10 protein-coding genes are annotated in these 12,262 nt (G+C 72.8%); 2 read left to right on the top strand and 8 right to left on the bottom strand.

Annotated features, from left to right (window positions below; translation table 11 throughout):
* Positions 1–81: 81 nt before the first annotated feature.
* Positions 82–1,200, bottom strand: coding sequence for a glycerophosphodiester phosphodiesterase (locus C8054_RS27385; RefSeq protein WP_107161823.1), 1,119 nt, complete (start codon positions 1,198–1,200; stop codon positions 82–84).
* Positions 1,201–1,306: 106 nt separating this feature from the next.
* On the opposite strand from C8054_RS27385, the gene C8054_RS27390 reads away from it, so the two are divergent.
* Together C8054_RS27390 and C8054_RS27395 are read left to right on the top strand one after the other, a co-directional pair.
* Entirely contained in the window at positions 1,307–2,641 is a 1,335-nt protein-coding gene (locus C8054_RS27390; protein WP_107161825.1) for a TrkH family potassium uptake protein, read from the top strand.
* Complete coding sequence (locus C8054_RS27395) at positions 2,631–3,299, top strand: TrkA family potassium uptake protein (protein ID WP_107161827.1); 669 nt, start codon at positions 2,631–2,633, stop codon at positions 3,297–3,299. The genes C8054_RS27390 and C8054_RS27395 overlap by 11 nt, the downstream gene beginning before the upstream one ends.
* Before the next feature lie 86 nt (positions 3,300–3,385).
* Here the strand turns inward: C8054_RS27395 and C8054_RS27400 are convergent, their stop codons facing one another.
* From C8054_RS27400 to C8054_RS27430, 7 genes are all read right to left on the bottom strand, one after another.
* A complete protein-coding gene (locus C8054_RS27400) occupies positions 3,386–5,017 on the bottom strand; it encodes a serine/threonine-protein kinase (RefSeq protein WP_107161829.1) in 1,632 nt (543 codons plus the stop codon).
* Between the two features lie 71 nt (positions 5,018–5,088).
* Positions 5,089–6,642 (bottom strand): fused MFS/spermidine synthase, encoded by a 1,554-nt coding sequence (locus tag C8054_RS27405; protein ID WP_107161831.1) that lies wholly within the window; start codon positions 6,640–6,642, stop codon positions 5,089–5,091.
* Positions 6,643–6,678: 36 nt separating this feature from the next.
* Positions 6,679–7,719 (bottom strand): hypothetical protein, encoded by a 1,041-nt coding sequence (locus tag C8054_RS27410; protein WP_107161833.1) that lies wholly within the window; start codon positions 7,717–7,719, stop codon positions 6,679–6,681.
* 181 nt (positions 7,720–7,900) lie between these two features.
* Positions 7,901–8,710, bottom strand: a complete 810-nt coding sequence (locus tag C8054_RS27415) for an inositol monophosphatase family protein (RefSeq protein WP_107161835.1) — start codon at positions 8,708–8,710, stop codon at positions 7,901–7,903.
* Entirely contained in the window at positions 8,703–9,155 is a 453-nt protein-coding gene (locus C8054_RS27420) for a response regulator (protein WP_107161837.1), read from the bottom strand. Before C8054_RS27420 ends, C8054_RS27415 begins: the two co-directional genes overlap by 8 nt.
* On the bottom strand, positions 9,152–10,876 hold the full coding sequence (locus C8054_RS27425; RefSeq protein WP_107161839.1) for an ATP-binding protein: 1,725 nt from the start codon (positions 10,874–10,876) through the stop codon (positions 9,152–9,154). Before C8054_RS27425 ends, C8054_RS27420 begins: the two co-directional genes overlap by 4 nt.
* A complete protein-coding gene (locus tag C8054_RS27430) occupies positions 10,876–12,069 on the bottom strand; it encodes a PP2C family protein-serine/threonine phosphatase (RefSeq protein ID WP_233220205.1) in 1,194 nt (397 codons plus the stop codon). The genes C8054_RS27425 and C8054_RS27430 overlap by 1 nt, the downstream gene beginning before the upstream one ends.
* Positions 12,070–12,262: the final 193 nt, after the last annotated feature.

Consider the following 12,262-nt stretch of genomic DNA (forward strand, 5'->3'; position numbering starts at 1 on the left):
TTTGTGGTCGCTCCAGCAACCACAGACGCACCCAAAGCCAATCGCCACCACTTCCTACCGAGCCAACGAGCCGACCGGGCGTCAGCGGCCGGCGCGGGCCGCCACGGCGGTGTCCGGCTGGTCGGCGAACGCGCCGTCCAGGCCCAGGCCGAAGAAGAGTTCGTACTCGGACGTGATGTCACCGCGCGCGTTCGGGTCGGCGCCGAGCCGGAAGTCGACCGGCAGGAACTGGTTCTCGGCGCGGAACGTCCAGGCGTGCACCACCAGGTGCAACCGGTGCGCGTCCCGGATCACCGAGGTCGGCGCCGACAGCCGGCCGGCGGCGTCGCGAGGCACGATCAGGTTCTTGTTCAGGCCGACGCCGTCGGCGTACCGGGACACCCAGGCCAGGCCCGCGGCGGTGGCCAGATCGGCGTAGGTCCGGCGGTCCCCGGCCGCGGTGAAGTCGTAGGGTGCGCCGGTCGCGTCCATGAGCTGCACCAGCCGGACGTCGGTCATCGTGTCGAGCTTGCGCAGGTTGGCGGTCTCGAAGCTCTGCACGAAGACCGGATCGTCGCGGTGGGTCAGCTTGTTCCGCCGGAGCGTCGCGACCAGCGGCTCCTCCAGCGCGCGCCCGATCGACGCGAAGTAGGTCGGGTGCTTCGTCTCCGGGTAGATGCCGATGGTCCGGCCGCGCGCCTTCGACTCGGCCCGCGCCAGGTCGATGACCTCCTGGAACGTCGGGATCTCGAACCGGCCGTCGAACGCGGTGTTGGTCACCCGCACCTGGGGCAGCCGCTCCTTGGCGCGCAGCGTCTTCAGCTCGGCGAGCGTGAAGTCCTCGGTGAACCAGCCGGTCACCGCCAACCCGTCGATGGTCTTCGTGGCCCGGCGGGCGGCGAACTCGGGGTGGGCCGCCACGTCCGTCGTACCGGAGATCTCGTTCTCGTGCCGGGCGACCAGGACGCCGTCCTTCGTCGACACCAGGTCCGGCTCGATGAAGTCGGCGCCCTGCCGGATCGCGAGCCGGTAGGACTCCAGGGTGTGCTCCGGGCGGTAGCCGCTCGCGCCGCGATGACCGATCACGATCGGCCGTGGGGTCGCGCGGGGACGCTCGGCACGCGGGTCCGGGCCGGCCTGGGCGGCCACGGCCGGCACCACCACGGCCGCGGCCGCGAGCAGCGCGCCGGCCACGCCGAGGGCAGAAAGGGTACGTCGCAACGCCGTCTCCTGTCGTCGATGGGTACGCACAGCAGACCCGGCGTGGTTGACGTCCAGTTGGTCGGTTCCTGACCTGCCGGTGAATCTCCGGACGGAAGATGACCTGGTGCGCCGCCTGCTCCGGAAGCCGGTCCGGCTGGTGCCGCTCGGATTCCTGGCGGTGATCCTGGTCGGCACCGGGCTGCTCATGCTGCCCTGGGCCACCCGTACGCAGCACTGGACGCCGTTCGAGACCGCGCTCTTCACGTCCACCTCGGCGGTCTCGGTGACCGGCCTGGCGGTGACCGACACCCCGAACTACTGGACCGACGTCGGGCTCGTGATGATCACCGTCCTCACGCAGCTCGGCGGTCTCGGCATCCTGACCGGCGCGTCCCTGCTGATCCTGGCTGTCTCCCGTCAGCTCGGACTGCGCAACCGGCTGCTGGTGCAGGCCGAGACCGCCGAGTTCGGCCTCGGCGACGTACGCCGGCTGCTGCTCCGCATCGCGGCCACCGTCTTCGTCACCGAGGCGCTGATGACCGCCGTGGTCGGCGGGCGTTTCTGGCTGGCCTACGACTACCCGCCGGGGCGGGCGCTCTGGTACGCGGTGTTCCACTCGGTCCAGGCGTTCAACAACGGCGGCTTCGCGCTCTACTCCGACGGGCTGGTCGCCTTCGCCCGGGACCCGTGGGTGGCGTTGCCGCTCAGCGCCGGGGCGATCATCGGCGGGCTCGGCTTCCCGGCGCTGTTCGAGGCGTTCCGGGAATGGCGTCGGCCGGGCGGCTGGGCGGTCGCCACCAAGCTCACCGTCTGGGGCAGTCTGGTGCTCACCGCCGGCGGCTTCGGTTACCTGCTGCTGGCCGAGTGGACCAACCCGGACACGATCGGCCGGTTCGACGTGCCGGGCAAGGTGCTGGCGGCGTTCACCCAGATCGCGCTGAGCCGCACCGGCGGCTACGACGTCATCCACGTCGGGCAACTCACCGAGGAGAGCTACCCGATGCTCATCGGGCTGATGTTCATCGGTGGCGGCAGCGCCAGCACCGCCGGCGGCATCAAGGTCTCCACGTTCTTCCTGCTCGGCTTCGCGATCTGGGCGGAGCTGCGCGGCGAGCCGGACACCACGGTCGGGCACCGCCGGGTGTCCCCGGCCAGCCAGCGGCAGGCGCTGACGGTCGCGCTGCTCAGCGTGGCGCTGGTGGCCGCCGGCACGGTCGGCCTGATCGCGTTGACCGCGCACATCCGCTTCTACGCCGCGCTCTTCGAGGTCACCTCCGCGTTCAGCACCACCGGTCTGACCGTCGGCCTCACCCAGCGGCTGCCGGCGCCCGGCCAGTACGTGCTGACCGCGCTCATGTACATCGGTCGGATCGGCCCGCTCACGCTCGGCTCGGCGATCGCGTTGAACACCCGACGACGTCTGTACCGCTACCCGGAGGAGCAACCCATTGTCGGCTAGACACACGGACGACACCGGTGTCGTCGTGATCGGCCTGGGCCGGTTCGGCCACCACCTCGCCGGCTCGCTGGCGCGCCTCGACCACGAGGTGCTCGCCATCGACCGGGACCCGGCCCGGGTCCAGCGGTGGTCGGCGGAGCTGGACCGGGTGGTGCAGGCGGACGCCACCGAGGAGACGGCGTTGCGGCAGCTCGGCGTGGCGGACTTCGGTCGGGTGGTGGTGGCCATCGGCGCCTCGGTCGAGGCGAGCGTGCTCACCGTGCTGGCCCTGGCCGAGCTGGGCGTCCCGCAGATCTGGGCGCGGGCCACGTCGGACAAACACGCCAAGATTCTGCACTCGGTCGGCGCGCACCACGTGGTGTTCCCGGAGGCGGAGACCGGTGAGCGGGTCGCCCACCTGATCGTCAGCCGGATGCTCGACTTCATCGAGTTCGGCGACGACTTCGCCATCGCCAAGGTACGGGTGCCCGCGCCGCTTGTCGGACGCGCGCTGCGCGAGCTGTCCCCGCACGACCGGTACGGGGTGATGGTGGTCGGCGCGAAGCTGCCCGGCCAGCCGTTCCGCTACGCCGGGCCGGAGACGGTGCTGGCGCCGGAGAGCGTGCTCATCGTGGAGGGCAGCATCACCCAGGTGCAACGCTTCGCGGCGCTGACCTGACCGGCGCGGACTCCGACCCGACCGTCAGCCCTTCGGTCCCTTGCCCTTGCCCTTGCCCTTGCCGTGCCCACCCCCCTTCGGCTGTTTCACTTCCCTTTTCCCTTACCGCTCTCCTTGCCGCCCTTGCCCTTCGGCTTCGGCGGCTCGGCCTTCGGTTTCGGCGCCGGCTTCGCCCTGGTCGGAGCGCTCTTCGCGGCCGGCTTGGCGGCCGGCTTGACCGGCGCCTTCGTCGTCTTCGTCGGCGCGGTGGTGATCGGCACCGAGCCGGCGATGCCCGACACCTGCACGCCGCACGTGCTGTTGTCGAGTTTGAACTCCACCGGCAGCGTGTTGCTGCCGGTGTAGCGCCCGCTCAAGGTGAGCTTCGTCGACGCGCCCGGCGCCAGCGTCGCGTCCGGCTTCGGGGCCGCCACCGACACGGTGCGCCCCACCTGCCGGACCGGCGGCTGCGCCGCGGTGACCGCCTGCTTACCGGGGAAGCTGAAGCTCATCGTCCAGCCGCGCAGCTCCCGGGGGCCGGTGTTGGTCAGCGTCAGCTCGGCGGAGAAATCCTTGCCGGTGTCGCGGCGCAGCGAGTAGTCGACCGCGCAGGGCACCGGCTCGGGCAGGCCCATCGACGCCTCGGTCGGCTCCACCCCGCCGCTGGCCGGGCTCCGCGACGTCAGCCCCCACATCGTCGCGGTCACCGCGAGCAGACCGGCGGCGGCCACCCCGGCCTCCACCTTGCGCCGCCGGGCCGCCGCCCCCCGGGTCCGGGTGCGGATCGCCGAGTACGGCACCGCGTCGGTCGCCGCCGACCAGGGCAGGATGGTGGTGCCGGCGTTCGCCATCAACGCCGGGTCGATGCCGCCGAACGCCGGTGACACCGGCACGATCGACGCGATCCCCACCGCCTCGGCGAGCGTACGGGCCACCTCGGCGGTGGGCGGGCGGTCCTCGGGGCGCTTCGCCAGGCACCGGTGCACCAGTTCGGCGACCTGGCCGGGAAGGCCGGGCACCGGCGGCATCGGGTCCGGGTCGTGGTACATGTGCGCGCGCAGCATCTCGGTGGTGGTGCTGGCCTGCCACGGCAGCCGGCCGGTGAGCATCCGGTAGAGCAGCAGGCCGACCGCGTAGATGTCGGTGGCGGGCGAGACGTGGCCGTTGTCCAGCCGTTCCGGGGCCAGGTAGGCGGGCGTGCCGAGCAACGCGCCGTCCGGTCCCTTGTCGCTCTCCCCCACCAGCGCCGAGATCCCGAAGTCGACGACCTTCACGCCGGTCCCGGTGAGCATCACGTTGCCGGGTGTGACGTCCCGGTGCACCACGCCCCGGGCGTGCGCGGTGGCCAGCGCGGAGGCGACCTCCGCGCCGATGGTCAGCGCCTCCCGCCAGGGCAGTTGCCCGTCCCGGCCGAGCCGGCTGCTGAGCGGGCCGCCGTCGACCAGCTCCATGACCACGTACGGCACGGTCAGCCCGACCTGGACGGACTCGCCGTAGTCGTACACGTTGGTGATGTTGGGGTGGCAGAGCCGCGCGGCGGCCTGCGCCTCGACGCGGATCCGGTGCCGGAACGCCTTGTCGCTGGCGAGCCGGGAGGCGAGCACCTTGACCGCCACCTGCCGGCCGAGCACCTCGTCGTAGCCGCGCCAGACCACCGACATGCCGCCGGCGCCCAACTGCTCGACCAGGCGGTACCGCTCACCGAGCAGTTGCACGCCGTTCCTGACCGGTCCACCCATGGTCGGTGCAGTTGCCCGAAGTGGCCCCGGCTACACCTGAGCTGTCGGAATCGGTCAGAAACATCACTCGATCAGGCGGTCGCGAGGAGTTGGTCCACCGGGGCGTAGTCGTCCGTCAGCACCCGCGCGTCCCCGATCCACTCGGCGGTCGCCGCCTCGTCGAGCAGCTCGGCCGGCTCCGGGAGCGGCTTCAGGCCGGGCGGGATCGCGGCCAGCGGCAGCGGCGCGTCCGAGGCGACGATCAGGAAGTTCGCGCCCTGCCGGCCGTCGACCGCGTCCGGCGGGGCGATCAGCGCGACGTGGTCGAACACCGCGGAGACGGTGGCCAGCTCGGCCCGGATGAACCGGCCCGGCGGGTAGTCGATGACGTTCTGCACGTAGATCCCGTCCGGGCGGAGCACCCGGCGGATGTCGGCGGCCATCTCCCGGGTGGCCAGGTGCCACGGCACCACCAGGTGGCCGAACGCGTCACCGACGATGAAGTCCCGGCTGTCGGTCGGCTCGGCGCGCAGCAGCACCCGGGCGTCACCCACCCGGGCGGTCAGCTCCGGGCCGGTCCGCAGGCCCAGCTCCCGCCGGTCCAGCTCGACCAGGCCGCCGTCGACCTCGAAGACCAGGTTGTCGGTGCCCGGCCGGGTGGCGGCCAGGTAACGCGGCACGGTGAAGCCGCCGCCGCCCAGGTGCAGCGCGTCCATCCGCTGCTCCGCCGGCCGCGCCACGTCCGCGACCAGGCCGATCCACTGGGTGTACGCGTACTCCAGGTGTCTCGGGTCGGTCAGGTCGACGTAGGAGTGCTGGGCCGAGTTGAGGTAGAGCGTGCGCCCGTCCGTCCGGTCCGGGGCCGCCTCGACCCGGGCGCAGTGGTAGGCGGTCTCCACGTCGCACGGGTTCGGCGCCGCCGCGCTGAGCCCCGCGGCGGCGAGCCCGATCAGCGCCAGCGCCGCCTTGACCCGGCCCGGCGTGGACAACGCCGTGCCGGAGCGTCGCCGCAGCCAGAACCCGAGCGCCAACCCGGTCACGCCGAGCACCGCGGCCAACGCCAGCACGATCACCGAGCTGGGCAGCGCCGCCACCAGAATGAAGCCGGTGCCCAGCGTGGCGGTGATGCCGCCGAGCGTGCCGATGCTGGACAACTTGCCCACCACCTGACCGGTGCGGCGCAGGTCGGCGAGCTGGAGCTTCACCACCAGCGGGGTGATCGCGGCCAGCAGCGCGGCCGGCAGCAGCACGGTCAGCGCCGTCAGCAGCAGCACCGCGCTCGCCGCGCCGCCGCGCAGCGCCTCGCCGGCGTACCTGACGATGGGCAGGGTGACCGCGGTGGCGATGCCGGCCAGCACCAGCGCGGGGGCGAGCAGGGCGCGCGGGTCCCGCCGGTCGGCGAGCCACCCGCCCATCCACGCCCCGTACGCGATGGCGGCCAGCGCCATGCCGATGACCGAGCTGGTCACCTGGAGCGTCACCCCGACGTACGGGCCGACCAGGCGCAGCGCGACGGTCTCCAGCACCAGCACCGCCCCGCTGGAGAGGAAGACCAGGAAGGCGGCCAACCCGTTCGGCAGGGCCCGGGGCGGGGCCGGCGTCTCGGTCGCCGGCGCGGTGACGAAATCGGACGATGTGCTGCTCACCGTGGCGAGGGTACGCGGCGTTCCTGACCGCCCGGGTCAGTACATCGAGATGTGAACATGGTTTGTGTGGTCGGCGGCCGGACTGCCGCCCCCGCTGTACGCCCGCCAGCCGGTGTTCGGCATCCAGATCTGCCGGTACCAGATCACGTACATGATGCCGAGCCGGCCCGCGTTGCTCTTCGCCCAGTTGGCGAGGCTGTCGCCGTACGACTTGTCGCCGCCGGTCGCGGTCTTGTCCTCGAAGCCGCCGCTGGCGGCGGAGAAGTCACAGGCCCGCCCCTTGGGGTGCTCGCCCCCGCCGCCGCTGCGGTGGCAGGACGCGTACCGCTTGTACCCGGCGGCCTGGGCCTGCTGGAGCATGTGCAGCGTGCGTGGCGTGATGCAGCCGTCGGCCGGCGTCGGGTCGCTCACCGAGCAGGACTCCGACGGCCACGAGCCGTCCGAGTTGCGCGGCGCCGGCCTGGCCGACGAGGAGCTGCCGCTGAAGCCGGAGCCGGCGCCGGAGCTGACCTTGGCGAGCGCGACCTCGGCGTCCTTCTTCTTCTTGGCCAGCACGGCGAGCTGCTTCTGCTGCTCGCGCACCTCGGCGTCGAGGGCCAGTTTCGACTCGCTCGCCTCGGCCTTCGCGGCGGCCAGGTCACGGAGCCGCTTGCTGTCCCGCTGGGCCATCATGTCCAGCTCGGCGGCCCGGTGCAGGAAGTCGTCCGGCCCGGAGGCGGCCAGCAGCATCGACGCCGGGGTCAGCCGGCCCTGCCGGTACGACTGCACGGCCACCTCACCGGCCTGGGCGGTCAGCCCGACCAGGCGCGCCTCGATGTCCTTCAGCTGGGCGGCCAGCGCGGTCTGCCGGCGCTTGGAGTTGTCCAGCCGGTTCTTCGCCTCGATGTGGCCCTTCGCCGCGGCCTCCAGCGCGTCCCGGAGCTTCTTGCTGCCGCCCTCGTCGGGGGCGTTCGGGCTGGGCGCGGCGGCGGCCGGGCCGGCGGTGGCGACGCCGGCGCCGAGCAGCACGGCCGTCGCGGCGAGCAGCGCGAGCAGCGACCGGCGGACGCGCCGGCCGGTGAGCCTGGTCCTGGGCACGTGAGGGTCCTTCCGTCGACCGCCGGCCCCCGATTCGACCGTGCGCGGCGGCGGCTCCACCGGCGCCGGGCGGCGGCCTGCTGGCGGAGACCGCCGGTCACGATACCGGACCGGACACGCCGCGCCAGGCCGGTGACCGCCCGGGACACGCAACGTCGACGCAGCGTGCCGCCGTCGACGCTCAGCGTGCCAGCAGCGCCGCGTACACCTCGTCCCAGATCTCCCCGCTGGCCGCGACCAGCAGGCCCCGACCCTCGTCGGCCGGGTGGTAGTCGGTGCCGTCGAAGCGGCGGGCCACGCCGCCGGCCTCCCGCACCAGCAGCGTGCCGGGGGTGTGGTCCCACGGCAGCGTGCGCCAGAACAGCACGAACTGCTGCGCGCCGGTGAGCACGTCGAGGTATTCCCGGCCGGCGCAGTGCTGGCCGGGCAGCAGCTCGCCGATCCGGCGGCCCCCGGCCTCGACGTCGCGGCGGAAGTCGGCGGGCAGGAACTTCGTCATCGCGGTGCCGCGCAACGCGCCCGCCTCGGGCATCGGCCGGTCGGGCCGGACGGGCGTGCCGTCCAGCCGGGTGCCCGCGCCGAGCCGGCCGGCCGCCATCGTGTCGTCGAGCGGGTCGTAGACCCAGGACGCCGCCGGTACGCCGTCGGTGAGCAGCGCCACCATCAACGCGAACGGCCGCTTCCCGGCGGCGAAGTTGGCGGTGCCGTCGACCGGGTCGACCAGCCAGACGTCACCGCCGCCGCGCAGGTGCCGGAGCAGGCCCGGATCCTCGGCGACGCCCTCCTCGCCGACCACCACCGAGCCGGGACGCAACCGCCGCAGCCCGTCGGCGATGAGCTTCTCGGCCTCGCGGTCGGCGACGGTGACCACCTCGCCGGGCGCCTTCTCGGAGATGTCGGACGGGTCGAGCCGACGGAACATCGGCACCACGACCTCGGCCGCGGCCTCCCGCAGCAGCCCGGCGACGTCGTCCAGCAGGGGGTCAGCCACGCGGCGGCAGCTTGACCACGCTGACGAAGAACTCGTCGATCTGGCGGACCACCGAGATGAACCGCTCGAAGTCCACCGGCTTGGTCACGTAGGCGTTGGCGTGCAGCTGGTAGCTGCGCAGGATGTCCTCGTCGGCCTGGGACGTGGTGAGCACCACGACCGGGATCCGGCGGAGGTGCTCGTCCTTCTTGATCTCCTCCAGCACCTCCCGGCCGTCCCGGCGGGGCAGGTTCAGGTCGAGCAGGATCAGATCGGGCACCACCGCGTCGGTGTACTGGCCCTCCCGGCGCAGGTAGGCCAGCGCCTCGGCGCCGTCGGAGACGACCGTCAGGCGGTTGCGGAGCTTGTGCTCCTCGAACGCCTCCTGGGTCATCAGCACGTCGCCCGGATCGTCCTCGACGAGCAGGACCTCGATCGGGCTCTTGCCGTCCGCGGGCGCCGTCATCCCACCGTCTCCTTCATGCCACCGTTGGTTTCGTGCCGGTCCGCCGCCACTGCCGGTTCCTCGCTTGCCGCGCCGTCCGGTTGGCGGGCGACGTCCACCGGGGCGTCCTCGGCCGACCCGGCGGCCCCGGTCTCCTCCGCCGCCGCGGTCTCGGCCGCCCGCGCGGCTTCGACGTCGGCCTCCAGCGCGGGCAGCGTGAACCGGATGGTGGTGCCTTCCTCGGCGTCGGTGTCCACCCAGACCCGGCCGCCGTGGTATTCCACGATCTTCTTGACGATCGCCAGCCCGATGCCGGTGCCCGGGTACGCGTCCTTCGAGTGCAGCCGCTGGAAGATCACGAAGATCTTGTCGGCGAACTCCGGCTCGATGCCGATGCCGTTGTCCCGGCAGCTGATCTCCCACTCGCCGTCGACCAGTCGGGCCGACACGTGCACCTTCGACGGCACGTCCGGACGGCGGAACTTCACCGAGTTGCTCACCAGGTTGACCAGCAGGTTGGTCAACAACGGCTCCTCGCCGCGGATCGTCGGCATCTCGTCCCAGGTCAGCTCCGCGTCGGCGTACTGCCGGGCCGCCTCGGTCTGCCCGGCCACGTCACCCATCACGCGGTTCAGGTCGACCTCGGTGAAGCCGGTGGTGAGCCGGCCGATCCGGGAGAACGCGAGCAGGTCGTTGATGAGCCGCTGCATCCGCTGCGCGCCGTCCACCGCGAACGCGATGTACTGGTCCGCCCGCTCGTCGAGCTGCCCGGCGTAGCGCCGCTGGAGGAGCTGGCAGAAGCTGGCCACCTTGCGCAGCGGCTCCTGGAGGTCGTGCGAGGCCACGTACGCGAACTGCTCCAGGTCACGGTTGGAGCGGGTCAACTCCTCGGCCTGCTTCTGGAGCTGGTCGTTGACCCACTCGATCCGCTCCCGGGCCTGACGTACCTCGTCCAGCTCCTGGGCGATCTTCTGGCGCATCTGGTCGATGTCGTCGGCGAGCCGGCGGAACTCCGGCGGGCCGGAGCCGGAGATCCGGTGCTGGTAGTCGCCCTCGGCCACCTCGCGCACCTGACCGACCAGCGCGGCCAGCGGACGGATCAGGATCCGGTCGAGCGAGACCAGCATGACCGCGCCGGCCACCGCCACCACCAGCGCCGCGATGATCAGCAGCATGACCAGCGTGTTGCTCGTCGAGTTGACCCGGTCGGCGGTTTCCTTCCGGACGGTGAGGATCTCGTCCTGGAGCGTGGTGACCGACGCCCTTATCCCGTCGAACTGCTGCCGGGTGCGATCGGTGATCAGCGCCTGGCCGGCGGCCGGTCCGCTGCGCTCCGTGGTCGCGATCACCGGCTCGGCCACCTGGGCCCGCCACTGCGCTGTCTGCTGCTCGACCACGTCCACCTCGCGGCGCACGTCCGGGTAGTCGGCGGACAGGCCACGGATCGAGGTGATCAACTCCTGCTCACGCCGCACGCCCTCCTGGTAGGGGGTCAGGTCGTTGCGGTCGCCGTTCACCGCGTACCCGCGTACCGCGGTCTCCTGGTCCAGCAGGACGCTCATCAGCTCCTGCGCCTGGACCCGCAGCGGGCCGGTCCGGAGCAGCACGGCGTCGATGTTCTGCCGGTTCTTCGCGGCGACCGCCGCCTCCGCCGCGGCCAGTCCGAGCAGCAACGCGAGGACCACGCCGAGCAGCGCCGCCACCCGCCGCCGCAGCGTCCACCCCTGCCGGTATCCCTGCATCAGCGACCACCGCCCCGGGTGACCAGCAGCATCGCCACGTCGTCGGCGAGCGGACCGCCGTTGATCTGCTCGGCGCGGCCGACCAGCCACGCGGGCAGCTCGGAGAGCGGCACCGCCCGGTTCGCCGGTTCGGCGAGCAGGCCGGTCAGCCCGGGCACGTCGAGCCGTTCGTCGCCGCCGTCGACCCGACCCTCGATGAGGCCGTCGGTGTACATCAGCAGGGACCAGTCATCGGTGTCGAACTCCAGGTCGAAGGCAACGGGACGACGGGGCCGGACGCCGAGCAGCAGCCCGCCCTTGGCCGGCACCGGGGCGACCTTACCGCCACTGAGCAGCAGCGGCGGCGGATGGCCGGCGAGTCGCACGGTGGCCCGCGCGGACGCCAGGTCGAGGCGGGCGGTGGCCACCGTCGCGAAGATCTCCTGGAGCCGGCGCTCGCTCATCAGCACCTGCTCCAGCGCGGGCAGCACCTCGTCGTCCGGCACGCCGGCCAGCACCAGCGCCCGCCAGGCGACGCGCAGCTCGACGCCGAGCGCCGCCTCGTCCACGCCGTGGCCGCAGACGTCGCCGACGATCAGGTCGATCCGGTCCGGGCGGGTCTGCACCACGTCGTAGAAGTCGCCGCCGATCAGCGCGGCGTGCCGGCCGGGCCGGTAGAACGTGTGCACCGACACCTCGTCGGTGGTCATCAGCGGCTGCGGCAGCAGACCGCGCTCCAGGCGGGCCGACTCGGCCTGGCGCAGCTCCACCTCGCGCAGCCGGCGGGCGTTCTCGTCGGCGCGCTTGCGCTCCACCGCGTACCGCAGCGCCCGGGTCAGCAGCACCCCGTCGACCTGGCCCTTGACCAGGTAGTCCTGCGCGCCCTCGGCGACCGCCACGATGCCCAGGTGCTCGTCGGAGCGGCCGGTCAGCACGCAGACCGCGGCGCCGCTGGCCATCTCCAGCACCCGGCGCAGCCCGTCCAGGCCCTGCGCGTCGGGCAGACCCAGGTCGAGCAGGACGCAGTCGACGCCCATCACCCGCTGGCGGGCCTCGCTGAGGCTGGTCGCGACCAGCAGGTCGATCATCGAGTTGGTCTCGGCGAGCAGCTCGCCGACCAGGAAGGCGTCGCCCTCGTCGTCCTCGACCAGCAGCACCCGCAGCCGCTCGCCGGGCGGCAGGCCGCCGGACAGCCCCGCGCCGGCCCGGGGCACGACGGCGGCACCCGGAACGCCGGTCCCCCGGTGCGGCCGGGCCACCGCCGCGAGTCGCGGGAGGTCGCTGGTGATGACGTACTCCTTCCGAGCGCCGTGGGCGATCAGGCTAAGACAAACGGCCGCACCCCACCCGACCGCCGTCGGCACCGGCGGCTGGTGAGCCCGTCCACCCGGACAGCGACGCGGCCGA

Origin of the sequence: Micromonospora sp. RP3T (assembly GCF_003027925.1) — a bacterium.
Classification (GTDB): domain Bacteria; phylum Actinomycetota; class Actinomycetes; order Mycobacteriales; family Micromonosporaceae; genus Micromonospora.

Bases quoted from the DNA above. Each gene is read 5' to 3' on its own strand.
- C8054_RS27400 (WP_107161829.1), bottom strand. From the start codon at position 5,017: ATGGGTGGACCGGTCAGGAACGGCGTGCAACTGCTCGGTGAGCGGTAC.
- C8054_RS27420 (WP_107161837.1), bottom strand. From the start codon at position 9,155: ATGACGGCGCCCGCGGACGGCAAGAGCCCGATCGAGGTCCTGCTCGTC.
- C8054_RS27425 (WP_107161839.1), bottom strand. From the start codon at position 10,876: ATGCAGGGATACCGGCAGGGGTGGACGCTGCGGCGGCGGGTGGCGGCG.